Consider the following 25066-nt stretch of genomic DNA (forward strand, 5'->3'; position numbering starts at 1 on the left):
CCACTTTTAGGCGGTTCGGCAAAGGCGAGGGGACTATGACGGGCATCAAGTGCCCAACAGTTCACATGCAATCGCAACGCGCATTCGGCCTCAGCGTTCGGCTGGAGCAATGTCCGATATCGCCGACGCGTGTGTCGTCTCTTAGGCTGCGAACAACGCAAGCATGCTGGCGGAGTAGCTTGCGTGGATGGATTGCACTTAGCGTTAAGACGTGCTGGTCCCCCTCTGAAGTACGCAACGCCACCCCACTCACGCGATGAGTATGTGGCGCACGATAAACGCGAACGGCGTCAGGTTCACCCAAAGCTCGTCAATTACGGAGAGATATCATGGACGGTGAAAGCCCAGCTCTTACTATTGTCCTCAACCATTCTGCCGCTGAATCCTTTGCGCGACTTATAGGGGAGCGCTTCGCGCGGGTCCGCGCGATCGTGGCTCCGGACACCGACCGGCTCGAGCGGTACATAGGGGAAGCGGACGCGCTGATTGCCTATCGCTTCCCTGTTGAGGTGTTCGACCAGGCGAAGAAACTACGCTGGTTCCAATGTACTGCCGCCGGTGTCGATTCCTTGTTCCCGATCCGCGATAGGATAGGGCACGTCACGGTCACCAATGCGCGAGGCATTCATGGTGGCATCATCGCGGATTTTGTGCTGGCTGGCGTGACGATGCTGCATTGGGATTTCCGCAGGCTTTTGCGCGAGCAGACAGAACGGAAATGGAAACCGCGATTTGTGGTGCCGTTAGCCGAGAAGACGCTCGGCGTCATCGGACTGGGCTCCATCGGGGCGACGATTGCACGACGCGCAAAGAGCGCGGGGATGACGGTGGTCGGCTCGAAACGGGATATTTCCGTTCCGGTCGAGGGGGTCGACCAACTGTTCGCTTCCGATGCCCTGGGGGATATGTTGCCGCTTTGCGATTTTGTGGTTCTTGCCGTGCCCACGACCGCGGACACAGTGGGTCTCATTGGTGCAGCCGAAATCGCTCGCATGCGGCGCGATGCCTTTCTGATCAACATCGCTCGGGGTAGCGTCGTCGTGGAGGTCGAACTGGTCAAGGCCCTCCAGACAGGCGCAATCGCCGGTGCGATGCTCGACGTATTCGAGCGGGAGCCGCTTCCGCGGGACAGCCCGCTGTGGGGCATGCCCAACGTGATTGCAACACCTCATATTGCGGGAAGTGCAGCAAATTATGTGGAGCGGGTGTTCTCCATCTTTGCCGACAACATTGAACGCTACCTGACAGGCCAGGCGCTGACGAATGTCGTGGATCTCGCACGCGGCTATTGATGGCATCGCGCAAGCGCATCGAAGATGGACTTCGATGACCAGTTGGCTCGAATCACTTCGAGCCATCGTCGGGAACTTCGTAACGGGCGAGGAGGCCGCCGGATAAGTGCAAGGCGGCCGATATGGGATGGACGGGCGCTTTGCGTCGCGCGGCCCTCTTCAGTGGAAGAGGTGCCCCGTGTCGTCGCACACTGCTCGGCAGCAGGTGCGCAGTTTGTTCCGCAGCGGGCGAACACGGGTGTTGTCGAGGCAAGCGCGCCGTATGAGGGACGCAAGTCGTCCTGTCGCTCAATAGGCTGCATAACCGCTGCGACATCGACGTAGCCAACCGCACAGTCGATGTGGATGCCGGCGTCCTCCTGCATGGATTGAACGACAGACTGGAGCCCGAATGGGCTCTGGTTTCCGATCGACCTCTCCGCTAATCGAAGCGGAGGTGGCATGGTGTCCTGCAACACCGGAGGAACACGACTGCTTCGGTATGGCGATTTCCACCAACGTCGATCCTCCATTCTTCGATGATCTGGCTGGCTTTGTTGAGGCTGGCGAAGAGGTGCTCGTTGAGACACTCGCCACGCAGCCGACCGTTGAAGCCTTCGACAAACCCGTTCTGCATCGGCTTGCGGTGCGCGATGTAGTGCCACTCGATTCCCAGCTCGCGTTGCCAGTCAGCATTGCGTTCGACGTAAACTCGGTGCCGTTGTCGCTGACAATCATGCGTGGACAGCCTCGCACCTCAATGAGGTAGTCGAGATCGCGCGCCAGCAGCGTGTCCACGACGAGGCCCAGGCATTCCCGGGTGAAGTCGTCGGCCATGGTCAAGGATACGGAAGCGCCGGCCGCTAGAGAGCGTATTCATCACGAAGAGGAGCGACCAGCGCAGCTTCTGAACTGCGGGATCGCTATCGGCGCCTTGGCCCAAGTGCCCGTTTACGGCCGCCGCGCTTGCGTACCTCAGCCGCTCCTCTTTGTGAGCCGGTACAGCTTCTTGTGAGTGATGGACCCCTTGCCGAGCCAAGAGCCGCCCCAGGTGCCGGTAGGCGAAGCGGCGTCGCTGCGAAGCCAACTCCTTCAACCGGCCCCGCAATACGCCATCGTCCGCGCGGATCGAGGCATGCGATAGGTCTTCGGTGCAGCCCGACCAGCCTGTAGGCTCGCCTCTGCGAATAGCCTTATTGATTGCCGCCCAGGTCACAGCACGTCTCCGCAAGCTGGGCGTCAGAAGTTTTTTCGAGCATCTCCTTCAGCGTCGATGCGTCCAGCATCGGCTCCGCCAACAGCTTCCTGAGCTTGCGGTTCTCTTCCTCCGGGGCCTTCAACTTGCGGGCGTCGATATCTTCATCCCGCCATAGCGATCGCCCTTGTAAAACGTCGCATCGCTGATGCGGTGCTTCCGGCACAGATCGCTCGCCGACATCCCGGCAGCGTACTCCTTCAGCACCTTGATGATCTGCTCTTCCGTAAACCTGCCTTTACACATTGTACGTCTCCTGACAGGAGAGCAGAGCTCCAACTTAAACCGGGGGAATTTCAGGGAGGTCAGCAGCTACGCTGTCAGTAACGAAGCAAATATCAGATCTCAGACTCAAAAGGCCTCCGGCGGGCATGCGGGAGGCCTTCTTGGAGGTCGCTTCCTTTCGTTTGCTAGTTACTTAGAAGTTGCGCTGAGCGATCAGCTGAAACGCGAAGCTATTTTGGTCTTTTAGCTCATACAAGGCAGCCGGCTTTCCGATGCCAGCTTGGGCCGGCAGCACCACCGTGCTTCCGCTCGCGAAATTTTGGTGGATCCTAGTGTAATCGAGTTCCGCCAAAAAGGTCAGCCCCTTGACAGGAGTCCATGACGTTTTTGTGCCGACAACTGCATATTCGAAGTCGGGATTACAGCCAGCCACTCCGCTCGAGAGCGCGAGGTTGGCAACGAACGCACCGCAGATGTAGCCCTTGGCTGTGCTGTTATAGCGTACAACACCTAGCCCACCGAAGAGGCTGCTAGCCCAGTGCGGATCCCAGTTGTGGTTAAAGGCTCCGTTGAAGCCATACGTTGTGGTCAATTCCTGACCAGCGCCCGCAACGAACACCGAATCAGAAACCCCCGCAATTCCGACGCTCTGGTAAGCACCCGCCAAGCTTGTGCCGCCGTACCGCGCGAAGTTGGCGACCATATTCTGGTTAAAGACGTAACGGCTTGCACCATTCGCATACACGCCCGACATGTTGATGGAGTCAGCAGGGCCGGTCGACAGATTCTTGATGGATAGGGCAAGTTGACCAGCCCAGCCCCACTTATCATCCGGATGCCCGGTAACTTCGGTCGCGCCGTAGTAGGCGGCATGGTTGTCGTGCGCGACGACTGATGCTTGGAACAGGCCCCACGCTTGGTCCACACGCAACGACGCGATCAAATCTGGAGCGATCGTACCTGCGTAGTCGCTGCCACCGTAGACACCTGTCGCGATACCTGCTGCCGAGGCCGCGTTCACATTCCAGACGCCGGCTTGAGTACTTGGGGCTTGATCCTGGGCCGAGACCGAGAATGCGATCCCTTGCCCGAGGTCAGCGGTGTAGGAGAATTGATTGACAGGCTGATAACCGCTGCTACCAGGCAGTTCTGTGTAGTTGCCAGGATAATCGCCCCAGGGCGTGGAAAACTGTGAGATTGCCTGGCCCATGGTGAAGCCGGCGAACTGGATAAAGGCAAACCAGACACCCACCGTGCCATAACCAACGGCGCCAGGATTTGAGTTGAGCGGTGCCGAAACGCCGCCGATGGACTGGTAGACAGTCGAGCCATTTCCTAGCCCACTATAGCTGCCGCTCGTCCAGTTAAATACAACCTCGGCGAAGGTACGAAGCGTGCCGTATTCAGTCGCGGTGCGCGTGTCAATATCTACGAGTTCACGGGCACGCCACGTATAGCCGTTAGAGAATCGATTCCCCGCACCACCCGGTCCGAAATCCGGATTGACACCCATGCTATTGCTATTCACTATCATCCAAGCACGCGTATAACCACTCAGCTTGAGGCAAGTGTCGGTGCCCGGAACGTAATAGAAGCCCGCGCCATACAGCGAGCATATCTTGACGTATTCGATGGGTTTTGCCTTGACAGGCAGATCAGCTGCCCGCGCCACCCCGCCTAGCGCGATCAAACCCGCGGCCGACGCGAGCAAAAAGCTTCTCGTCATTTCCATAGACATTCCTCCAAAATCTTTGTAGGCGAGCCGCTAAGCCAACGACAAACCATCTTCGCCCCCAATGGCTTTCCGCAAACGGAATACCGCGAGGCGGACCATCCGCTGCTCGCAAAATCAAGCTTACAGATGATTTTCATATTTCGTTGGCAAACTTCGTCCGAAACGGACAAGCCCGCTGACGGCCGGAAATTAGTGATCTAAGTGCTTCATATTAGTACGGTCAGTACCAACGAGCGATCGAAGATAGACTTTCCCTGTTTGGTTATGTGGCACAGCTATTTCGCCTTCAACGTGCAAGTTGCTTTGCACTTCAGTATGTAATTGACGCAGCCTATCCGGGTGCAAAAATGGGCACCCCGTCATGTGGTTGGTCTAAACGTGCGACAGGTTAAGCTGCGCCAGCGAAACGGCTACGCCGCATCAACTGACCTGCTAGGACTGCTCGACACAGCGAGGGCCTACGCGTCAGAAGGCAGGCGATCAGAAGCTTCGGCGATCTAACGTTTCGAGCTGAGTTGTCGCGACATTCTCGCCCGCTTTTGAATTGACGAGTTCGGCGCCATATTCCGCATCGACCGTTGTCACTATGGTTGAACGGCTTGTGGCGCGGCCTTGAAGGCTTCGCCGACCGTCGACTCAGCCGGAACCGGCGTTTGGTAGGTCCGACCCACCAACTACTTGTTGGCCGGTGAAGCCGTGTTGTAACGATCCGCCCGGGCAGATCGTGCGCTTCGGCAACGCCCTGCGCAAAGAGCGATACGGGGTTTCAACCTCATGGAGCTGTTCGTGGGGACGTCCGGCACGGCGGGCATCATCATGGGCGCGACGCTGGAAGTGTCTACTCGGCCGAAGCAGGCGGTCACAGCGTTGTTCCATCCAAGTCCGAGGAGGCAGTTGTGTCTCTGCTGGGTGCTGCAGAAGCGCTGCTGGGCGACGGCAGTCCTTTCGCCGGTGCGCCGATCCCCGAGTTCGCGTTGCTCTTCGCGCTGGCATCGTGCTCCACGCAGCATGAGCTGGACCTTGATGCTGTGTTGATGCTCTTCCTCGAGGAACAGATGGAAAAAGGGGAGATCACAAATGCGGTCGTCGGCCATAGCAATGAGCTGGAACAGATTGAAAGGCCGGAACAGATAACAACGCTGGCGCGCATGCGCAAAACTGTGAAGCTCTTAGCACTAATGATACATCGGATCTTGTGCCCGGTTGGCGCCAATCACCGTGACCGCAGAAATTCGGCGGAATCGACGCAACAAAAAACACATCTCTGCATCTCAAGCGAGGAATCGCTGGAAAACAGCCAACAGCCTCCGTAAAGCTTAGTTGGGTGGAGCTCGCTGCACAGCACCTGATCTGCAATGCCGAACAGAGACGAACCGCGAGAGTGTTCATTGTATAGCGGCAAGCGTTACAGTCGACCTCTCACGGAATTCATGCGGCGGTTAGGCGCGGATCAACAGCGCGGCTGGCTCAAGGGGAAGGGAATATGTCAATCTCTTGGCGCTACCTCATTAGAGTGGGCATGCCCGCCGGAGCGGCTGTGTGGATCCGTTGGTCGTGCGCGAGCAGACAGCGTCAACCGGCGCGTGGACGGTCCGCATGGTAGCGTGTGGCCTTGGCGTCCTTGCGTAAGAGCACCTTCCATCTTCACCTACGACGTCACCGTTCGGTGGACGAATGATCCGTCGATAGAAAGCTGCAACCGTGAGAGGAGACACACATGAGAAAAATCACTTCGAAATTACACGCCGCTCCTTGTTAGCCGGTATGGCGGGCATACGTCGGCGCTGATGGTGATGAGGGCCTCGCGTGCTGCAAGCCAAGTCTGATTCAGTGACGCTTGTCAGTTATGGTGGAAGTTATCAAGAGATCTTAGTCAAATATGCGTTGAACCCCTTCTCCGAAGAAACGGGAATCAAGGTGAACTTTGTCCCTGTGCCCGACCTATCGAGAATTGAGGCTCAGCTGCCGATGGGAAATGTCGAATGGATTCTTCATCTGGTCCCTCCAGGGCGGTTCGGCTTGTCACCGCACGCCGTCCGGGAGAGGAAGCGCACACGTGCGGGTTCGCGGCCGTCCTTCACGGCCAGCGTCCGCATGGCGCCGATACGCCGTCGAGTTCTCAAGGGTTGCGCAGCGGCGCCCAAGTCGCTTCGGAGCAGGTGGGATAAGCGCATAATGAGAAGTGGAACAAGCGCATGAAGAAACGCATCGCTATCGTTGGAGCGGGGGCCGTCGGCTGTTACCTTGGGGGACACTTGGCGCGCGTCGGGGACGACGTCACGCTTATCGATCCCTGGCCGGAGCACGTCGAGGCCATCCGGGCACGTGGTCTCAAGCTGTCGGGAATGACGGCTGGGGAAACCTGCAATGTCGCTCTGCCGACAATGCACCTAACCGAGGTGCAGAGCCTTTCAAAGCAGCGGTCCATCGACATCGCGATCATCGCAAGCAAGTCTTACGACACTGAATGGTGCACGGTTCTGATCCGGCCTTACCTCTCCGAACAGGGCTACGTGGTCTCCGCGCAAAATTCTATCAACGAGGAAATCATTGCTCGCGTCGTCGGGTGGGGCCGCACCGTCGGCTGCATTGTCGCGAATAATTTCGCCGTGGATCTCTATGAGCCAGGTTGCGTTCGCAGGACGATGCCGCGAGACTTCGACACCGCATCGATCTTCGTCGGCGAAGTGCACGGGCGCGTGACCACTCGCATTCAGGAGCTGCGCGACACGTTTGCATCAATCGACGGAACTGCGACCACCACAAACTTGTGGGGCGTGCGCTGGTCGAAGTTGTGCGTGAACGGCATGCGCAACGGCGTGAGTGCAGCGACCGGTATGGGCGGAAACGAGCGGGATGCGCATCCCTTGATCCGCCGCGTGGTCATCCGTCTCGGAGGGGAGGCCGTGAGGGTGGGACAGGCGCTCGGATACGATCTCGAGCACATCGCAGGTCTTGCGCCTGATCGGCTGCTGGCCGCCTCCGAAGGCGACACGAAAGCGCTGTCGGCAGTCGAAGCCCATATGCAGAAGGGAACGAGTTCGCAGGCGCGCAGTAATCTGCAACGGCCGTCGATGGCGCAAGACATTCAGAAGGGACGGCGGACCGAGATCGGCGAGATCAACGGTTTCATCGTCCGCAAGGCCAAAGAGCTCGGTTCCGCTGCGCCGACGCACCAGAAAATCATCGACATCGTACGCCGCGTAGAGCGGGGCGAAATGTCGCCGCGGCCGGCGGTCCTGTTCGATGTCTGAACCGAACATTTCGGACTGCGGAGCAACAAGGCCGTCGCGTCGCTAGAGTTTCACAAGGAATTCCTGCATCATGGCAGGAATATTGGCCGAACGTGCGCGCTAAAGGGAAGGCGGCCGAGTTCTTCTTCATAAGAGAGCGAATACCTATGGACGGCGTCCGATCGAATGGCGCACGCGAAGGATTTCTGGTTCGGAAGCCGCGTGCCCGGTACCGATTCGCATACCCCTACATTCGGAGCTTCCGATGACCTCATCGTCCCAACTACGGAGCTCTCCGCCAGATACATCCTCGATCTGTTGAATTCCCACACGCCCGCCACCGAACGCTGATGTGTAGCCCCGCGGCTGCCATCCCAGGAGAACCGATGCTGCATGCCAGGGCCCACGCCTGCTTCGCAAATTTGCGAAAAAGGAATTGAGCTGCTTGCGACTTTGGCATTCTCAGGACAACTTCGGCACGGCTTCTAAGGCTTCGGCAACCAAGGAGCTAGGGTATGCGTGGGACATCACCGCTGCGGTCCATCTTCTAACCTCTAGGATCGCGTGGTACTAAATGAAGACTGTCGTCCTCATCGGCTGAACGGAGCTTTGGCGTACCGAGGCAGAGTTGCTGGCGTACGGCCCTTGCTCCAAAGAATGCGTCGACCGCTTCAAAGCGCGTTGGGAAGCCGCCCACAAATAGCTTCGCTGGTTGCGAGCGGCAGGAGGCGCGGCGCCGCGGCGTTCCCAAACAATCTACCGGCCAACCGCAGCATAGAAGAGCGACAGTGCGGGTTTTGCGCATTATGTGCGAGTGAGCGATGAGAAAAACGCGCAGCACAGACCCCGTGGTTAAACACCCACTCCAAGGTTACCAGCACAAGCATTTGAATAGGATTTCCTACCGTCTTCGGCGAAGCGATCGAGGCATCGCCCATCGATGATGCCTTCCGAATGAAGCCTCTTCAGCGGTCGGTGACACGCGGTAGCAGAAAGCCCCACCAGTTCGCCGATGACTTAGGAAGTTAGACGGCTATTCGTTTGCCCGATCTCAAGGATTCGAGCGTCTATTCGATCGTATTGCATAATCGGCTCAGCCTTGTGGTGGATTCGCCGCAAAATGCCTGTGTGATGCAGGAAATCATCCGAACGGCGGGAAAGTGCGGCGCAAATGCTTTTGCGATGGCACTATCTTGAACATATAAGCAATTTTCAACAGGCTGGGATGGACAATTTCTGGGTAAAGCAGGCGTTCGACCGTGGTGGAAAGCCCCAGGTGCGATCCTTATCGACGCATGCCACGGCCGACGTTACGATCGTCGGCGGCGGTTACCTGGGCTTATGGACAGCAATTCGGATCAAAGAACGCTCGCCCTCGCTCAAAGTCGCGGTGGTAGAGAGGGACTTATGCGGGGCGGGCGCAAGCGGCCGCAATGGCGGATTCGTCACCAGCTACTGGGCCAAATATCTTTCGCTGCACAAGCTATGCGGTACCGATGAAGCTAACCGGATTGCGAAAAGCTCCGCGGAAGCGGTCCTGGAAATCGGCGCGTTCTGCCGGGAGCATGGCATAGACGCGGAGTTCCGCGCGGATGGATGGCTGTGGACTGCGACCTCCGTGCCGCAAATTGGCTGCTGGAATATCCTGATCAGTGAGCTGGCCAAGTATAATGTGCGGCCATTTGAAGTCCTCGACACTGCGCAGGTGGCGCGCTTGGGCGGCACCGACCGCAACCTGGCTGGCGTGTTCGAGCCAGATGCCGCCACGGTCCAGCCGGCCATCCTTGCCCTCGGTCTCCGAAGTCACGCCCAGAAGCTGGGTGTGACGATCTACGAGCATTCGCCCATGATCCGCCTGGAGCGGACCAGAACGCCAAAAGTGATAACGGGCAAAGGCTCGGTTACAAGCAAGAAGGTCGTTCTGGCCATGAATGCTTGGGCGGCCCAGTTCCGCTATCTGCGGCGCAAGGTGGCGATCGTGTCCAGCGACATGATCGCGACGACGGCCAGGCCCGACGAGCTGAACGAAATCGGTTTTGTGAAAGGCGTCGCAATATGCGATTCCCGTATGTTCCTGAACTATTACCGAAATACGCCTGATGGCCGCATCGTTTTCGGCAAATCGCTAGGGCACTTCGCGTTCGCCGGCCAGGTAGTCGATCACTATGAAGGGCCATCACTCAGAGCCGGCGAAGTGGAGGAAGGCTTCCGCAAGCTTTATCCGATGCTCAATGGCATGGACATCGAATCATCGTGGACCGGCCCGATCGACAGGTCCGTGGACGGTCTGCCGTTCTTCGGCCGTCTGGACAATCACCCGAACATATCATTCGGCATCGGCTTTTCCGGTCAGGGCGTCGGACCGACCGTTCTGGGTGGAAAGATACTCGCCTCGCTTGCTCTTGATGAAGTGAACGAGTGGTCAAACTGCGGATTGGTCCGTGACGAGGTAGACAAGTTCCCGGTAGAACCTTTCCGTTACGTCGGCTCCATCCTCGTGCGCGAAGCATTGCGCCGGAAAGAAGGTCTGGAAGACCGCGCCCGGCACCCCGATCCTCTGACTATTGCGATCGCGAACCTTGCTCCCGTCGGATATGTGCCTTCGAGGCGTAACTGATATCAACAAAACGAATAGGAAGAGACATGATTCCGGTTGTCCTCAAAGCTTCCGTCAACCTGCCTACCGACGAACTCGATACGATTAGCCCGGTTTCTCGCCCGATCGGCGAGCCGGTTTCCATCATGCGCAGTAAGATCGCTTTCAAATCTTCGACGGACGCCACCAGCGTCGGCGTGTGGGAATGCTCGCCTGGAAGATGGCGCCGTCAGGTTGCCGAGGCGGAATTCTCCACCTTTCTTTCAGGGCGTTGTACGTTTACGCCCGATGGCAGTCCGACGATCGTTCTCGAAGCCGGCGACTCCATATATTTTCATCCGAACACGAATGGAGAATGGAACATCATTGAGGCGGTTCGGAAAGCCTACGTCATTCTTCCCAAAAACACCCAGCTCGTGTGATCGCTGCCCAAACAGACATTATGAGTATTGCCTCCCGGCATCCGAGACAACGATCGATATCACAATCACACGCTTCATGTCATGCATCGCGAACCTGAGCTCTCCAACGCGGAATGGAAAGACGCAGGAGCGGATCGGCGGCATACTGCAGCGCTTCGGCCTCGACGGCGCCAACGTCCTCGACAACACCGGCCTCTATGTCGACATCGAAGGCACCGCCTCCGGACCGAAGCGGTCGATCGCGGTGCGCGGCGACATCGACGCACTACCGATCCAAGGGGCGCGCGAGGATTACCCTATCGCTTGCAGGTCGGCGGCGTCATGCACGCCTGCGGTCACGACAGGCACGGCTCGATCGTGCAAGGCACCACCGCATTCGCCTTTCATCTGCTGCGCGCCAATTTCGCGGGCAAAGTGCGCATGTTCTTCCAGCCAGCCAAGGGGCGCAGCCGGTCGGCGAGCGCACTGTACAAGAGGGGACAAGCTGCTGGACGGCTTCGACCGGACCGTCGGTTTCCACGTCAATCAGGACATTCTCGCCGCCACTTTCGTCAACGAGGTGCAGAAGGTAGTCTCGCGCGAAATGCCGGTCGATAACGGCCCGATCGTTACGATCGGCGCGGCCGCCACGAACTAACCTTTGGATCGGACGACATCACCGCGCGCCATCTTCTGAACTCGTTCGTCGTTAGTGTCCCCCCACGACCGCCTCCAGTTTGCTTCACACTCAAATCAAGTTGGATGATGTGACCTATGAACAGAGCAATCTATAGCGGTCCTGTTTTCGACATGGCCAAGCAGCAATTCGAGCAGGTTGCCGATCACCTGCAAATCCTGGAAATGGACAGAGACCGACTGCTTTATCCGAAGCGCGCGATCGCAGTGTCATGCCCAATTCACAGGGACGATGGCCGAATGGAGGTCTACCAGGGTTACCGGGTGCAACATCGCCTTACGCTTGGACCAACCAAGGGCGGAACGCGGTTCGCGCCATCGGTGGATATTGGCGAGATCGCTGCCTTGGCCATTTGGATGAGTTGGAAATGTGCGCTGGCGGGACTTCCATATGGTGGAGCAAAAGGAGGCGTAACCGTCGATCCTTACGCGTTCACCACGCGAACTCGAGGCGCTATCCCGACGCTACATGCAGGAGATGATTCCTTTCGTCGGTCCACACACCGACGTTATGGCCCCGACATGGGTACTAACGAGCAGGTCATGGCCTGATTTATGGATACTTATTCCATGTATCAGGGGCAGACGGTCAACGAGATCGTGACCGGAAAGCCGATATCTGCAGGAGGTACACTTGGCCGCCGCGAGGCGACTGGGCGCGGAGCGGCTTATCTCGTCGGGCGCGCGCTTGACCACCTTGGGATCAGTGCGGGCAGCGCGACAGCGATTGAGCATGGCTTCGGCAACGTTGGGTCAGTGACAGCATATTCCCTTGGCGAAAGAGGCGTCAAAATCATCGGTGTCAGCGATCACACGGCCGCATACTACGATCCCGTCGGGTCTCGATATTGCCGAGTTAAAGGGCCACATTTTGAGATGCGGGCAACTAGGTGGGTTCTTGACTCAGAGCCTCATTGAACCATCGGAGCTGTTGGTCAAAAAGTGCGATGTCTTTGTACCGGCTGCGATCGAGCGGGTCATTACGAGCGAAAATGCCTCAGAACTCAAATGTCGCATTCTCGCCGAGGGCGCCGATGGTCCAACAACACCCGAAGCTGACGCTATCCTGCATCGACGGGGAGACGATATCTTTGTGCTACCTGATATTCTCTGCAATGCAGGTGGGGTCATCGTTAGCTATTTCGAATGGGTGCAGGATCTCCAGCGGCTATTTTGGGGGGAAGCTGAAGTATTCGATCGTCTCTGCCGAATTCTCGAACGCTCCTTTCAGCAAACGAGAGCTCGCGCGAGGCGCGATCGCATTTCGCATCGTATGGCGGCCATGGCGATCGGCGTAAGCGCGGTACAATCGGCTAAGCGAACCAGCGGCCTCTTTCCTTGATGACTTCGAAGCGCAGTGCGTGCTCCTCCTTGACGTATGAGCGCGCCAGCGTTTGAGCAATCGCGATTTCACCAGATCTTGCGCGTCGCCGCCTGCCCGATATGCAGCGTCTGTTCAACGCCGAAACTTGCTGGAATTTCCGCCCTTAGCTTTTCGCTGAAATGGTGCCGCTCTTTTGGAATGGCGCCGCCTGGACGGGCACCCAAATCTGCGTTGCAATCGCTATGCTGGCGACTATCGTTAGACGCTCGCGGCCTACGAGCCTCAGCCGGATCTTTCCGCAGCTGCGCGGTTTCCTGACCATGTTGGTCCTGACGCGGACACCTCTCCGATCATCGCCGACGGTGCCACGAGCCACGCAATTTCTGGATACAACTTCCGGAGCGTTTCGATGCGTGTCAATCGCCGTGACTTCGGTCGGCGGTAGTGGTTGCTTCAATCCGTCGCGCCAATATTTTTCGCGTTCGATACCTCCGATCACAATCCTCGCCCGGTCCTTTGGGTTGTCAATGCCCAGTGCGTATTCTCCGTAGTGTGCCGAGTCGTATGTCAGAACAGCAATCTTTTCCGTTTCGTGCACCTGCCGAAGCAGGAACGGTAGAAACAGTAGGCTTGACGTACACGGAACAGCGACCGATGCGGCTATCGCGCGATGATGTCGGAGACGGAAAACCCGCACGCGGAACTGGACCGCAACAGCACCTCGCGCGATCAGCGCTTCGCAGCAGAAATGAAAGCTGGTTCCAACGATGGGTCTCCGCGAACCGCATTCTCGGCCCAGCCTCCTGCTAACGTTCCAACGAGAACTCAAACGTGCCTGGATGTAACATCGCTCCAGGCATGTGCCTTGGTGTCGCACTTGGCGGCAGCCCGCGTTCGAGGTCGAGGATTCCGAGCGGATGTGAGTTTGAGAGTAAGCGTCGTTCCGTTCGCACCTTCTCGCGGCACCTGGATAGGCGAGTTTCACGATCTCTTTTGAAGGGATCGGCTTGTGTCTATGCTTGACCATACGCTTAAGTCGGACGTGACGGCGCGCCGGCTGGAAGTGATCACGGAGACGGGACGCCGTCGTTGGTTCTAAGGACGACAAGGCCCGGATCGTCGAGGAGACGCTGGTACCAGGCGCGGTCGTTTCCGAGATTGCCCGGCGACGATCCGCTCGCCTATCTCACTGACGTCCTGACCAGGATCGTCAACGGGCATCCAAACCGCGACATCGACCAGCTACTGCCCTAGGCCTACCGCGCTCAAGCCCTCAAAGCCGTGGCCTGAAAACGACGCTCTGATGTCCGCTGTCAAGGACTAGAACGCAGAGCACCGTCCGATCGTCGATCGGTGATTCATAGAGATGGTCGTGCATAGGTGGAGGCGGAACCGAAGGACGTCGGTGATCAAGCTCTGATGCGCGGATTGGCTACCGCATTCCCGATTGTGCGTCCGAGGTCTGCTCCTATCTTACTGCGGGCATCGGCGCTCTTGCCGGCCACAAAGCATCGGCGGGCATTCCCTCTGCCGTGGTCCCGCCTCCGCCCATGCACGAATGATAAGAGGATTTAATCAGGCTGCCTGCACCTGCCTGGCGACCGCCCACATGAACCCAACCAGTTCACGGGCGATAGCAGCGCAAACCACCGTCGCTCGTTTGCCGCGCGCAGCCAGCTTCCGGTAGCGGGACGTCAAGCGGCTCTGCGCCTTCCAGGCAATCTCTCGCACTGCTGGCGACGCGTGCTCAAGCCGGTATAGCTTTGTCTTGCCGATCTTCGGCGGGTGTCGATATGTCCAGGCGCTCTCGATCAACATGTGGCGAACACGCCCGTTGCCGGCCTTGGTGATGCCGCCACGCCTGACGGACTCTCCCGTAGATCGTTCGCTTGGCACCAGGCCGAGATAACCCATGAGTTGCCGTGGGCTCTCAAAACGGCTCATGTCACCAACCTCGGTCGCGAACGTCACCGCGACGATCAGATCGACGCCTCGCAACGTTTGAAACGCCCGCACGAGCGGCTCCAAGGACCAGGCCGTGACAAACTCTTCGATTGTGCATTCGAGCCGATCGACCCGTTCCCTGGCGACGCGAACCGCTTCGACCATTTCTTGAAGCGCAATTTGGTGAGCGGGATGGTCAAACTGCTGCTCCTGTAGCCAGCGCAGATAGCGCATCGTCCAACCCTTCTTGCGAGGATAGGTGCGGCCGTGCTTGAGCATGAAGGCGCTCACCTGTTGTCGGTGGACCCGCAGCGCCTCAACCGCTGCCGCTCGCGCGCGAACGAGATCCCGCAGCGCCTCGTGGCCTTCATCGGGAACCCATACCGCTGTCAGCTCGCCGGCGCGTAGCAGCCGCGCGAGAGAAACGGCGTCCCGGCGGTTCGTCTTCACCCGATCGCCTGGCTTCCTTGGAATTTGCGATGGCGCCACCACCGTGCATTCATGACCCAGCGACCGGATCAGGCGATAGAGGCCATAGCCGGTCGGCCCGGCCTCGTAACAGAAATGCACGCGGTCGAACCGGTTGGCGATCCGCGCGATGATGCGACCCATGTTTGTTCCCGAAGCGTCGACCTCGCCGAAGAAGCGAACTTCCCCCTCCCGGCCTGCCTCCGCAATCGCGATCGCGTTTCTCAGCTTGGCCACATCGATTCCGACGAATGCTTCCCTATAATCTGCCACGGCTCGTCCTCCTGTGATGAGGATCGGCTCGGTCCGCCCGAGCAACCCTCGGACGCGCAGTGTAGGGCGAGCCACCTCATCGGCAGAGGCGGACATACATAGGGTAATCGCGGGAACGATGCCCCAGGCCTTCAGACGATGGATGCTGGTGGCTGTTCCCCGATAAGATGGAAGTACGGGCTCACGACCGGAAGCCGGGCCCAAGCATCTGATGGAGAACAGCCATGGAAGAGTATATCGGCCTCGACGTCTCTCTGAAAGAGACGGCGGTATCTATTCGGCGCGGCGGCGAGCGTGTCTGGCGCGGCAAGTGCGTCTCGGATCCACAAGTTGTTGCAGCGCTGATCCGCAAACACGCCCCGTCGGCCAAGCGAGTGGTGTTCGAGACCGGACCGCTGTCCGTCTGGTTCTTTCATGCCCTCACTGCGGAAGGGCTGCCGGCGATCTGCATTGACGCCCGCCACGCGAAAGCCGCGCTCGACATGGCAGCCAACAAGACCGACGCCAACGATGCCGACGGGCTCGCGCATTTGGCGGAGGTTGGCTTCTTCCGCGAAGTGCGGGTGAAGGGTTTCGACAGCATGCTCTCGCGGACTTTGGTCGCGGCTCGAACGAAGCTCGTGCGAGCGACGCTCGACGTCGCGAACCAAGTCCGCGGGCTCATGAAGACGTTCGGGCTCATCGTGCCACGCGGCATCGGCGGTAAATTCGAGGCGCATGTTCGCTCCCTGCTCGCCGACAATGCCGCTCTCGCCCGGATCATCCTGCCCTTGCTCGAGGCATGGCGAAGCCTACGCAGCCAGGCGGCCGAACTGGGCCGGCAGCTCCTCGCGGAGGCACGCCGGAGCCAGCAATGCCAGCTGTTGATGTCGATCCCCGGCGTCGGTGCGATCACCGCCACCGCCTACCTGACCGCCGTCGAGGATCCAGCGAATTTCAAACATTCGCGCTCGGTCGGCGCCTGGCTGGGGCTGACCACGCGGCGCTATCAGTCGGGCGAGGTCGACTATGACGGCCATATCTCCCGACGCGGAGATATCCATGTCCGCTCGCTCCTCTATGAAGCCGCGGTGGTAATCCTGACCCGCAGCCACACAGACGGCGATCTGCGCAGCTGGGGCATGAAACTACGCGAGAAGATCGGCTTCAAACGCGCTGCTGTTGCCGTTGCCCGCAAGCTCGCCGTCATCATGCATGCAATGCTACGCTCCGGCGAGCTCTTCAACAGGGTGGCAGCTACCGCCTGACAACGAACTCGAAAGCGCCCATGGCGTGACGAGGCGTCCCTGCCGGGACGTAGGCTGGTCCATTCCGTTAAGACCGTTGCACCACGAGGTTGCCCGGAGCGTGCGTGACATACATTGGAAGGACTATCCCGCGAAGCCCCATGATGCGGCGGCTTATGCCGACCGCGTAGACGACCATGCTCCCGGCAAACAACGCCCCGTGCAAAAAAAGCGCTTGCATGCCGCTATTAGACGACGGTCTTACGTTTGAGAAAATCATGACGGCCAATTTATTCGCGCATCGAGGGCTCCAATTTGACACTATCAACGCCGAAATCCTGCGTTGAATGAGCAATTTCCTGCGCAGCTTAGCGCATTCGGCTTGATCGCCGAGAATTCGTCTGGACGGTAAGGCAAGGGGTATTGTGGAAACTTGTGGACGCAAATTCCGAGGAGCTAATGACGAACTCCTGCATCAAACCGAGGTGGGACGCCTAGGAAATTTGAATTGGGCTGGCGATCGGATGATTTTCGGCTTTCGAAAGCACGTATGTTGTCATGCGGATGAAGTCTGGCCAAGGGCAAGGACAGAGTAAATGAATGAGAGCCGTTTATCGCTTGCTGAGCGCGAGGCTGTAGTTGCGTTACGCCATGCCATGCATCGGGAGCCCGAACTGTCGAACGGGGAGTGGAAAACCCAGGACCGTATCCGCACGATTCTACAGCAGTTCGGCCTGTCGATATTAAAGTCTTTCATAACTCGGGTCTCTATGTCGACATCGAGGGACGTGCCGCGGGACCGAAGCGCTCTATCGCAGTTCGCGGCGATATTGCGATGCCGCGGGATACCGAAGTTGTGTTCCCAAAAGGGGGGCACTTTTCTCACTTCGAGTGCACTCACTCGGAGCTTGAGCGCTAAGTCATTGAGGCCGATGCGTTCATCGGCTTCGCTCTTCGTAAGTGCATACTCGAGATTGCACAGAGGCTTACGATGGGATCAGGAGACAAAGGCCATGTCAACGGTTCTGGGCAGGCAACCGGCAGCCGGTGGACGCGATCCGTCGGGAACCGCCATCTCTGATTTGGAGCACGTGCGCCGCAAGCACATCGGTCGCTACTTCAGTGCGGCGGTGATCCTTGCGGTGCTTGGTTGGATTGGGGTGGCGTTTTCTCGCGGCCAGATCGCGTGGCCCGTCGTCGGGAAGTTTCTGACCGCGCAGACGATCCTGCTTGGGCTTGGCAACACGGTGATGATGACGGCGCTCGCGATGGCGCTGGGCATCGCCATCGGGGTGACCGTCGCGATCATGCGTATGTCGACCAACCCGGTGGTGAACTGGACGGCCGGCGCGTACGTCTTGTTCTTCCGTGGAACGCCACTTCTGCTGCAACTGCTCCTGTGGTTCAACCTCGCGCTGGTGTTTCCTAAGCTGGGAATTCCCGGACTGTTCGAGATCAAGACGGTAGACGTGATCACGCCGTTTGTGGCAGCGCTGCTCGGGCTGGGAATCAACCAAGGCGCATACACGTCGGAGGTGGTCCGTGCCGGCTTCCTGTCGGTCGACCAGGGTCAGTACGAAGCAGCCGCGGCTATCGGGATGCCGCGGCTGCAAGCGCTGCGCAGGATCATCCTGCCGCAAGCCATGCGCGTGATCGTGCCGCCGGTGGGCAACGAACTGATCGGCATGGTCAAGACGACGTCGCTGGCCAGTGTGATTCAGTACCAGGAGATGCTTTACGCGACCGAGAACATCTACTTCGCGAACAACTACGTCATCGAACTGTTGATCGTAGCGGCCATATATTACCTGATCGTCGTGTCGGTGCTCTCGGTGATCCAGGTGCGCATCGAGCGGTACTACGCGCGCGGCGCGGCAAGGAATTGAAATCGTGCTAGGCGGGGAAAGAAATGAAACCGATTTTCAAGGCCGTCGGCGTGCGCAAGTCGTTTGGCAATTTCGAAGCGCTCAAGGGTGTCGATCTTGACATCGATCGTGGTGAGGTGGTGTGCGTAATCGGTCCCTCAGGCTCGGGCAAGAGCACCTTCTTGCGCTGCATCAACCAGCTGGAAACCATCGACGGCGGAGCCCTCTGGATCAACGGCGAGCTCGCGGGCTACCGGCAGGTGGGCAACAAGTTGCTCGAACTTTCCGAGGTCGAGATCGCGCGCCAGCGGCTGTCGACGGGCATGGTGTTCCAGCGTTTCAACCTGTTTCCGCATAAGACGGCCCTCGAAAACATCACCGAAGGGCCCGTGCAGGTGCTCAAGACTGATCGCAAACAAGCCGACACTGCGGCGCACGAATTGCTCGCTCGCGTGGGGCTGGGACACAAGTGTAACGCATACCCCATCGAGCTTTCCGGCGGCCAGCAGCAGCGCGTGGCCATCGCCCGCGCGCTGGCGATGAAACCAATGCTGATGCTATTCGACGAACCGACCTCGGCGCTGGATCCGGAGCTCGTCGGCGAAGTCCTCGCTGTGATGCGCGATGTCGCGCGCACAGGCATCACGATGATCGTGGTGACACACGAGCTTGGTTTTGCACGCGAAGTGGCAAACCGTGTGGTCTTCATGGACCAGGGGCAGGTGGTCGAAAGCGGCCCGCCTGCCCAGATTCTGGGGAGTCCGAACCACGTGCGCACCAAGGAATTTATTTCAGCAGTGCTGCATTGATCGGTCGCAACGAATTTTCCGCATAGCGAGCCAGATCCAATCGTATGATTAGTGTCAACAGGGGAATGAGAACGCGGTTGACGCAGCCCTTCGACGTCCGTGCCGCAAAGGCATTGTTGATACGCTCAAGCTGCAGCAAGGTAACGGCCACCAAGACCCTTTCAGGTAGCTCTAGCTATCCTGGTTGAGCGAGCTGTGCGTCAAGTAAACGGAATGCTAATCGAGGGAGATAGAATTGATGAAAGTACTTTGCCTCTGGTATGCGACGGAAGACGAGCTGGCCTACATGCGCAGCGCCGTGCCGAGGCACAGAAATCTTAGTGCCACGGGGAGAATTTTTCTCGCGATTCGATGCCCCGTTCGAAGTGCTCGAGCCACTTGCGCGCGAGGCTGATGTGTTCATCGGCTTCTCGATTCCGGCCGGCGTCATCAAGGCGGCAAAGAACCTCAAGTTCCTGTGCTGGCTGCACGCGGGCATCGACGATCTCGACCTCCCATACCTGCTGCAACGCGGCATCGGGGTGGCAAACACGCGCGGGGCCAATGTCATCGCGGTGGCGGAGCAGGCGACGATGTTCATGCTCGCGCTGGCCAAGCACATGCGTGACAAGCACCAGGCCCTGTTGGATGGGCGCCGCACCTTCCCGACGTTCGCGCCCGACACCCGTTCCTCCATGCTGGATGGCCGGTCTGCATCATCGGCCTTGGAAGCATCGGCAGCAACGTCGTGCGGCATGCCAAGGGTTTTGGCATGCGCGTGCTGGGCGTACGCCGCAACAAGAGCACGCCGGTCGACAATGTGGACGCCATGTACGGCGTGGATGAACTCATTTCGATCCTGCCGCCGTGCGACTACGTGGTCGTGGCCACGCCCAACACACCCGAGACAATCCGGTTCTTCGGCAAGGCTCATTTTGCTGCGATGAAACCGACAGCCTTTCTCGTGAACGTCGCGCGCGGCAAGTGCGTGCAGGAACAGCCGCTGCACGAGGCGCTCACGACCGGCCGGTTGCGCGGCTTCGCAGCGGACGTCTGGCCCCGCTATGAATTCGGGCAGTCCTTCCCCATCGGTTACATGTCGCGCCTGGACGTCCACAGGCTGCCGAACGTCGTTGGCTCGCTCGGCGAGGGCGGCAACGCGGACGACCTGCTGGAACGACACATGCAGTTCGGCTGCGAAAGCGTCTCCGAATTCGTGCTGGGCAACCCGGTCCGGCGCGAAGTCAACCTCGACCGAGGTTACTAGCAATTGCATTTCAATCCACCGCCCGTCTTAAGTCAAGGAGACTGAAGCAATGAAGGTTGTTTGTACTTGGTATGCCACGCAAGAGGAAACCGACGCGATCAAAGCGGTGTTGCCCGCCGACGCTCAGATCGTGGTGCCGCAAGGCAAGTACCTTTCTCGCTTCGACTGTACCTACGCTACCTTGCGGCCGCACCTGGCCGAGGCAGACGTGATCATGGGTTGGGCTCTGCCAAACGGCACGCTGGAAGCTGCCAACAAGGTCAAGCTGCTGAACTGGATTCACTCCGGCTGCGATGGGCTGGACGTGAGGCTCCTCAAGGAACGTGGAACGAGGGTGGCGAGTGCCCGGGGCGCAAATGCAGCCGCGATCGCGGAGCAAGCGATGATGTTCGTGCTTGCCCTCGCGAAAGCCACCATCGTCAAGCACCAGGCATTGCAGCAGGGTCGATGGCTGTTCCCACTTTGGGGCGAAGATCGTTCAGCCATGCTCTCCGGCCGCACCGTTGGCGTCATCGGTGTCGGAAGCATTGGGGGACTGATTGCTAAGGCGGCCAAGGGATTCGGAATGCGTGTCATCGGGGTTCGTCGCCACAAGGAGCAACCCGCGGAGTGTGTGGATGCCATGCACGGCCTCGACGAATTGCGTTCCGTCCTGCCGCAGTGCGACTACGTCGTCCTGGCAGTCCCCAATACCGAGGAGACCTACGATCTTTTCGGCGAAGAGGAACTGGCAGCGATGAAGCCTTCTGCGTTTCTCGTGAATGTCGCCCGGCCGGCCTTGGTCCAGGAGCAACCCCTGTACGACGCTCTGACCACCGGTCGCTTGCGTGGCTACGCGGCGGATGTCTGGCGGCGGTATGAGTATGGGAGGGCCTTTCCGATCGGCTTCATGCCACGCCTAGAAGTCCACAAGCTCCCCAATGTGATCGGCTCGCTCATGGAAGCTCATGATGCCGATGACGTTCTTGAGCGGAATCTGCAATTGGCTATCGAAAATCTGGCGGAGTTCGTCGCAGGCAAGCGGATGACGCGCGAGATCGATCTGGAACGCGGTTACTAGGCGATCGAGGTCGTCCCCATCGTGCACGTTGAAGCGGATATTGGCCAGAACCGATGCCGTGGCGGTATATCTGTGCAAAGGAGTTGGGACCGATGAAAGTACTATGCCTTTGGTACGCGACTGAAGACGAACTGGCCTACATGCGAGACGCCGTTCCCAGCGGAACGGAAATCCGCGTGCTCCGGGTAAAATTCTTCTCGCTGTTCGAGGCCCCGAGGGCGCGCGAGGTCGATGCATTCATTGGCTGTTCGATTCCCACCGGTCTCATCAAGGCGGCGAAGAATCTTAAGTTCCTGTGCTGGCTGCATTCGGGCATCGACGACCTTGCCATACGTTGCTGCAGCAGCGCGTCGTCAAGGTGCCGAACACACGCGGGGCCAATGCCATCGCGGTGGCGGAACAGGCCACGATGTTTCTGCTGGCGCTGGCCAAGCACACACGCGACAAGCACAAGGCCCTGGTGGTGGATGGGCGCCGCATCATCCCGACGTTCGAGCCCGACACGCGCTCCGGCATGCTGGCGGAGTGCACGCTATGCATCATCGGTGTCGGCAGCATCGGCGACCGCGTCGCGTGGCACGCCAAAAGCGCGCGTGCTAAGCGTGCGGCGCAACAAGGGTGCGCCGGCCGACAACGTGGATGCGATGTACGGCGTGGACGAGCTCGTTTCCATCCTGCCCCAGTGCGACTATGTCGTTGTTGCCACGCCCAACACACTGGAAACCATCCGGTTCTTTGGCCAGGCGCATTTCGATGCGATGAAGCCCACCGCCGTTCTTGTGAACGTCGCGCGGGGCAAGTGCATTCAGGAGGAGCCGCCTCATGAGGCGCTCACGACGGGGCGCCTTCGCGGCTTCGCCGCCGATGTCTGGTCCCGCTACGAATTCAGGCAGTCCTTCCCCATCGGCTACATGTCACGCCTGGAGGTTCACAAGCTCCCGAACGTGATCGGCTCCTTGGGCGAGCGCGGCAACACCGACGATGTGCTTGAGCGTCATCTGCAGTTTGGCTGCGAGAATATCTCCGACTTCGCGTTGGGCCGCACGATCCGACGCGAAGTTAATCTCGACCTGGGCTATTAGCACTTAAGTGAATTCGGGGCTTCGAGCTTGTGAATCCCATGATCGCACCCATTCAACCTGAAGGAAACGAAGATGTCACCTGCACAGACGCGGCTTCGGCTCGTAATTTGTAGTGTGTTCGCTATCGCATTTGGTCTCATCACGAGTGTTGCGCACGCGCAAGTGCCGAAGAAAGTGATCAATGCGCAGACGATCACCGCCTATCCTCCTTGGTCGTTCAAGGATCCCGCGACCAACAAGGTCACCGGGTTCGACATCGACACGCTTAACGCTGCGGCTGGGAAGGTAGGGCTCGAGATCAACTGGATCGAAACCAGCTTTCCGCAGCTGATCAGTTTTGCAGCGCTCAAGACCGGCCAGAGCGACATGACGGGTTCGGGTATGGTCGCTTCGCCAGAACGCCAGCAAACCGTCAATTTCGTCAACTACGCGTACGAACCGCAGTATATATATACGCTGCGTGACGGTGAGCACCCCAAGACACCAGAGGACGTCTGTGGAAAACGTGTTGCGGTGACGCGTTCGAGCGTCTTCATGAACGATGGTGTCCGCATCTGGAGCGACGAGTATTGCGTTAAGGCTGGGAAGCCCGCGGCCATCATCGTCACCAGCGATAGCGGCGGGCAGTCACAGCTGATGCTCAACCAGGGGCGCGTCGAGGCGGCCATTTTGGGCGGCGGAGGCTTGACCTACCAGAATTCCTTGGAAGGCAACAAGTACGTGATTCTCGGAAAGCATGCAGGCATCAAGCCCATGTACGGATGGGCTTTCAGGAAGGACGACGTGCAGCTCACCGAGATAGTCAAGAAAGGACTTACTGCCATCATCGCTGATGGCACGTATGATCGGCTACTGCGGAAGTGGTACATGACCGAGGACTTCTCGATTGGGAAGGCAATGATCAATGGTAAACCTTGAAATTTCGCCGGAAGTTCCGTAGGCGGTGAGGGCCGCAGTGAACTCGGTCGATGCCGGAGCAATGCGCATGAAGCGCTGAGCTCCGATTGAAGACAGTTCCGCTGCCGCGCTCTCCGAAAATCTCAGAAGTCAGTGCTCCGCGGCATGCTGGGGCGCTGCGCTCGGCTATTGGCCGCAGGCCATAGGTGTCGCAAGTCAGCGCAACTACTTAAGAACCAAGAGAGAGCGAGAGAGAGAGAGAGAGAGAGAAGCATCCATGGACTTCGCACTCACCGACCAGCAGGAAGCAATCCGCGATGCGATTGCCAAAATCTGCGCCGCCTTCGACGACGCCTACTGGCTGAACAAGGACCGCGAAGGTGGTTTTCCCCACGACTTCCATAAGGCGTTGGCCGATGCCGGCTGGCTCGGCATCTGCGTGCCGGAGGCTTACGGCGGATCGGGTCTCGGCATCATAGAAGCTGCCATTATGATGCGAACGATCTCCGAGTGCGGCGGCGGGATGTCTGGCGCTTCCGCTGTGCACATCAACGTGTTCGGGCTTAATCCGGTCGTGGTGTTCGGAAGCGAGGAACAACGTCGGCGCATGCTTCCGCCGATGGTGGAAGGACGCGAGAAGGCCTGCTTTGCAGTAACGGAGCCGAACACCGGACTGAACACTACCCAGCTCAAGACGCGCGCGATTACGAAACATGACCGCTATATCGTTAACGGCCAGAAGGTCTGGATCTCAACCGCGCAAGTCGCCGACAAGATCCTGCTGCTCGCGCGCACCACGCCTCTGGACGAGGTGAAGAGCCCGACCCACGGGCTCAGTCTGTTCTACACCGATTTCGACCGAAAGCAGATCAAGGTCCACGAGATCGAAAAGATGGGCCGCAAGATCGTCGACTCCAACGAGTTGTTCTTCGAGGATTTTGAGATCCCCATGGAGGACCGCATTGGCGAGGAAGGGCGGGGATTTGAATACATTCTCGAGGGTATGAATCCGGAGCGCATATTGATCGCAGCGGAAGCGGTGGGGCTGGGTAAGCTCGCGCTATCGCGCGCGGCGGAATATGCAAAGACCCGCATCGTCTTCAACCGGCCAATCGGCAAGAACCAGGCGATTCAGCATCCGCTGGCGAAAAACTGGATCGAGCTCGAGGCGGCGTGGCTGATGGTGATGTCGGCAGCCTGGCAATATGACAAGGGCATGCCTTGCGGCGCCGCGGCGAACTCCGCCAAATATCTCGCTGGGGAAGCTGGTTTCCAGGCCTGCGAGCAGGCTGTGATGACCCATGGCGGCTTCGGTTATGCCAAGGAATTCCACGTCGAGCGTTATCTACGCGAGGTCCTGATTCCGCGTATTGCCCCGGTGAGCCCGCAACTTGCGCTAAGCTTCATCGCCGAGAAGGTGTTGGGCCTGGCAAGGTCGTACTGATCTCGAGCCATCTGCC

Annotated in this window: 19 protein-coding genes and 5 pseudogenes; 20 read left to right on the forward strand and 4 right to left on the reverse strand. The window is 58.9% G+C overall.

The annotated features are described in order from the left end of the window. The first annotated feature begins 329 nt into the window (after positions 1-329). Positions 330-1292: a D-2-hydroxyacid dehydrogenase gene (locus tag ACOIX3_RS09495; protein WP_420969493.1), complete on the forward strand. Its 963-nt coding sequence runs from the start codon at positions 330-332 to the stop codon at positions 1290-1292. A gap of 499 nt (positions 1293-1791) precedes the next feature. Here ACOIX3_RS09495 and ACOIX3_RS09500 read toward each other — a convergent pair. Beyond that, positions 1792-2772, reverse strand: a pseudogene (locus ACOIX3_RS09500) (IS3 family transposase); the annotation flags it as partial. A gap of 172 nt (positions 2773-2944) precedes the next feature. Further along, entirely contained in the window at positions 2945-4483 is a 1539-nt protein-coding gene (locus ACOIX3_RS09505) for a porin (protein WP_420969494.1), read from the reverse strand. A gap of 899 nt (positions 4484-5382) precedes the next feature. On the opposite strand from ACOIX3_RS09505, the gene ACOIX3_RS09510 reads away from it, so the two are divergent. Both ACOIX3_RS09510 and ACOIX3_RS09515 read left to right on the forward strand, forming a co-directional pair. Further along, on the forward strand, positions 5383-5799 hold the full coding sequence (locus ACOIX3_RS09510; protein ID WP_420969495.1) for a hypothetical protein: 417 nt from the start codon (positions 5383-5385) through the stop codon (positions 5797-5799). Positions 5800-6681: 882 nt separating this feature from the next. After that, positions 6682-7740, forward strand: coding sequence for a ketopantoate reductase family protein (locus ACOIX3_RS09515; protein WP_420969496.1), 1059 nt, complete (start codon positions 6682-6684; stop codon positions 7738-7740). Positions 7741-8582: 842 nt separating this feature from the next. On the opposite strand, the pseudogene ACOIX3_RS09520 reads toward ACOIX3_RS09515, so the two are convergent. Further along, a pseudogene (locus ACOIX3_RS09520) lies at positions 8583-8805 on the reverse strand (winged helix-turn-helix transcriptional regulator); the annotation flags it as partial. Positions 8806-8944: 139 nt separating this feature from the next. Here ACOIX3_RS09520 and ACOIX3_RS09525 point away from each other — a divergent pair. The 8 genes and pseudogenes from ACOIX3_RS09525 to ACOIX3_RS09560 all read left to right on the forward strand — a co-directional run. Beyond that, positions 8945-10336, forward strand: coding sequence for an NAD(P)/FAD-dependent oxidoreductase (locus tag ACOIX3_RS09525; protein ID WP_420969497.1), 1392 nt, complete (start codon positions 8945-8947; stop codon positions 10334-10336). A gap of 26 nt (positions 10337-10362) precedes the next feature. Then, on the forward strand, positions 10363-10737 hold the full coding sequence (locus ACOIX3_RS09530; protein ID WP_420969498.1) for a cupin domain-containing protein: 375 nt from the start codon (positions 10363-10365) through the stop codon (positions 10735-10737). A 321-nt stretch (positions 10738-11058) separates the two neighbouring features. Next, the gene (locus ACOIX3_RS09535) at positions 11059-11334 is read left to right on the forward strand and encodes a hypothetical protein (protein WP_420971697.1); all 276 of its coding nucleotides are present in this window, start codon (positions 11059-11061) and stop codon (positions 11332-11334) included. Between the two features lie 318 nt (positions 11335-11652). After that, a pseudogene (locus tag ACOIX3_RS09540) lies at positions 11653-11898 on the forward strand (Glu/Leu/Phe/Val dehydrogenase dimerization domain-containing protein); the annotation flags it as partial. Continuing rightward, positions 11891-12016 (forward strand): hypothetical protein, encoded by a 126-nt coding sequence (locus ACOIX3_RS09545; RefSeq protein WP_420969499.1) that lies wholly within the window; start codon positions 11891-11893, stop codon positions 12014-12016. The pseudogene ACOIX3_RS09540 and the gene ACOIX3_RS09545, both read left to right, overlap by 8 nt. After that, the gene (locus ACOIX3_RS09550) at positions 11983-12330 is read left to right on the forward strand and encodes a hypothetical protein (protein WP_420969500.1); all 348 of its coding nucleotides are present in this window, start codon (positions 11983-11985) and stop codon (positions 12328-12330) included. The genes ACOIX3_RS09545 and ACOIX3_RS09550 overlap by 34 nt, the downstream gene beginning before the upstream one ends. After that, a complete protein-coding gene (locus ACOIX3_RS09555) occupies positions 12212-12754 on the forward strand; it encodes a Glu/Leu/Phe/Val family dehydrogenase (protein ID WP_420969501.1) in 543 nt (180 codons plus the stop codon). Before ACOIX3_RS09550 ends, ACOIX3_RS09555 begins: the two co-directional genes overlap by 119 nt. Positions 12755-13906: 1152 nt before the next feature. Beyond that, positions 13907-13990: pseudogene (locus ACOIX3_RS09560) on the forward strand (transposase domain-containing protein); the annotation flags it as partial. Positions 13991-14311: 321 nt separating this feature from the next. Here the strand turns inward: ACOIX3_RS09560 and ACOIX3_RS09565 are convergent. After that, the gene (locus ACOIX3_RS09565) at positions 14312-15517 is read right to left on the reverse strand and encodes an IS110 family transposase (RefSeq protein ID WP_420969502.1); all 1206 of its coding nucleotides are present in this window, start codon (positions 15515-15517) and stop codon (positions 14312-14314) included. Positions 15518-15645: 128 nt separating this feature from the next. On the opposite strand from ACOIX3_RS09565, the gene ACOIX3_RS09570 reads away from it, so the two are divergent. The 9 genes and pseudogenes from ACOIX3_RS09570 (at position 15646) to ACOIX3_RS09610 (ending at position 25050) form a co-directional block, all read left to right on the forward strand. Next, positions 15646-16668 carry an IS110 family transposase gene (locus ACOIX3_RS09570; protein WP_420969503.1) on the forward strand — a complete coding sequence of 341 codons (1023 nt, stop codon included), beginning with the start codon at positions 15646-15648 and terminating at the stop codon, positions 16666-16668. A gap of 992 nt (positions 16669-17660) precedes the next feature. Then, positions 17661-18533 carry an amino acid ABC transporter permease gene (locus ACOIX3_RS09575; RefSeq protein ID WP_420969504.1) on the forward strand — a complete coding sequence of 291 codons (873 nt, stop codon included), beginning with the start codon at positions 17661-17663 and terminating at the stop codon, positions 18531-18533. 23 nt (positions 18534-18556) lie between these two features. Then, positions 18557-19321, forward strand: a complete 765-nt coding sequence (locus ACOIX3_RS09580; RefSeq protein ID WP_420969505.1) for an amino acid ABC transporter ATP-binding protein — start codon at positions 18557-18559, stop codon at positions 19319-19321. Positions 19322-19581: 260 nt separating this feature from the next. Then, positions 19582-20022, forward strand: a pseudogene (locus ACOIX3_RS09585) (hypothetical protein); the annotation flags it as partial. Between the two features lie 26 nt (positions 20023-20048). Continuing rightward, positions 20049-20567, forward strand: a complete 519-nt coding sequence (locus ACOIX3_RS09590; RefSeq protein ID WP_420969506.1) for an NAD(P)-dependent oxidoreductase — start codon at positions 20049-20051, stop codon at positions 20565-20567. A gap of 49 nt (positions 20568-20616) precedes the next feature. Further along, a complete protein-coding gene (locus ACOIX3_RS09595) occupies positions 20617-21627 on the forward strand; it encodes an NAD(P)-dependent oxidoreductase (protein WP_420969507.1) in 1011 nt (336 codons plus the stop codon). Positions 21628-22172: 545 nt separating this feature from the next. Further along, positions 22173-22709 (forward strand): NAD(P)-dependent oxidoreductase, encoded by a 537-nt coding sequence (locus tag ACOIX3_RS09600; protein WP_420969509.1) that lies wholly within the window; start codon positions 22173-22175, stop codon positions 22707-22709. A gap of 72 nt (positions 22710-22781) precedes the next feature. Beyond that, a complete protein-coding gene (locus tag ACOIX3_RS09605) occupies positions 22782-23627 on the forward strand; it encodes a transporter substrate-binding domain-containing protein (protein ID WP_420969510.1) in 846 nt (281 codons plus the stop codon). 256 nt (positions 23628-23883) lie between these two features. After that, positions 23884-25050: an acyl-CoA dehydrogenase family protein gene (locus ACOIX3_RS09610; protein WP_420969511.1), complete on the forward strand. Its 1167-nt coding sequence runs from the start codon at positions 23884-23886 to the stop codon at positions 25048-25050. Positions 25051-25066 lie beyond the last annotated feature (16 nt).

The organism is Bradyrhizobium sp. B120, assembly GCF_049075665.1.
Classification (GTDB): Bacteria; Pseudomonadota; Alphaproteobacteria; order Rhizobiales; family Xanthobacteraceae; genus Bradyrhizobium.

Coding starts and splice junctions, on each gene's coding strand:
- ACOIX3_RS09570 (WP_420969503.1), top strand. CDS start 15,646: ATGGAAGAGTATATCGGCCTCGACGTCTCTCTGAAAGAGACGGCGGTA.
- ACOIX3_RS09565 (WP_420969502.1), bottom strand. CDS start 15,517: ATGTCCGCCTCTGCCGATGAGGTGGCTCGCCCTACACTGCGCGTCCGA.
- ACOIX3_RS09545 (WP_420969499.1), top strand. CDS start 11,891: ATGATTCCTTTCGTCGGTCCACACACCGACGTTATGGCCCCGACATGG.
- ACOIX3_RS09525 (WP_420969497.1), top strand. CDS start 8,945: ATGGACAATTTCTGGGTAAAGCAGGCGTTCGACCGTGGTGGAAAGCCC.
- ACOIX3_RS09580 (WP_420969505.1), top strand. CDS start 18,557: ATGAAACCGATTTTCAAGGCCGTCGGCGTGCGCAAGTCGTTTGGCAAT.
- ACOIX3_RS09595 (WP_420969507.1), top strand. CDS start 20,617: ATGAAGGTTGTTTGTACTTGGTATGCCACGCAAGAGGAAACCGACGCG.
- ACOIX3_RS09610 (WP_420969511.1), top strand. CDS start 23,884: ATGGACTTCGCACTCACCGACCAGCAGGAAGCAATCCGCGATGCGATT.
- ACOIX3_RS09575 (WP_420969504.1), top strand. CDS start 17,661: ATGTCAACGGTTCTGGGCAGGCAACCGGCAGCCGGTGGACGCGATCCG.
- ACOIX3_RS09605 (WP_420969510.1), top strand. CDS start 22,782: ATGTCACCTGCACAGACGCGGCTTCGGCTCGTAATTTGTAGTGTGTTC.
- ACOIX3_RS09505 (WP_420969494.1), bottom strand. CDS start 4,483: ATGGAAATGACGAGAAGCTTTTTGCTCGCGTCGGCCGCGGGTTTGATC.
- ACOIX3_RS09535 (WP_420971697.1), top strand. CDS start 11,059: ATGCACGCCTGCGGTCACGACAGGCACGGCTCGATCGTGCAAGGCACC.
- ACOIX3_RS09495 (WP_420969493.1), top strand. CDS start 330: ATGGACGGTGAAAGCCCAGCTCTTACTATTGTCCTCAACCATTCTGCC.
- ACOIX3_RS09550 (WP_420969500.1), top strand. CDS start 11,983: ATGTATCAGGGGCAGACGGTCAACGAGATCGTGACCGGAAAGCCGATA.
- ACOIX3_RS09515 (WP_420969496.1), top strand. CDS start 6,682: ATGAAGAAACGCATCGCTATCGTTGGAGCGGGGGCCGTCGGCTGTTAC.
- ACOIX3_RS09530 (WP_420969498.1), top strand. CDS start 10,363: ATGATTCCGGTTGTCCTCAAAGCTTCCGTCAACCTGCCTACCGACGAA.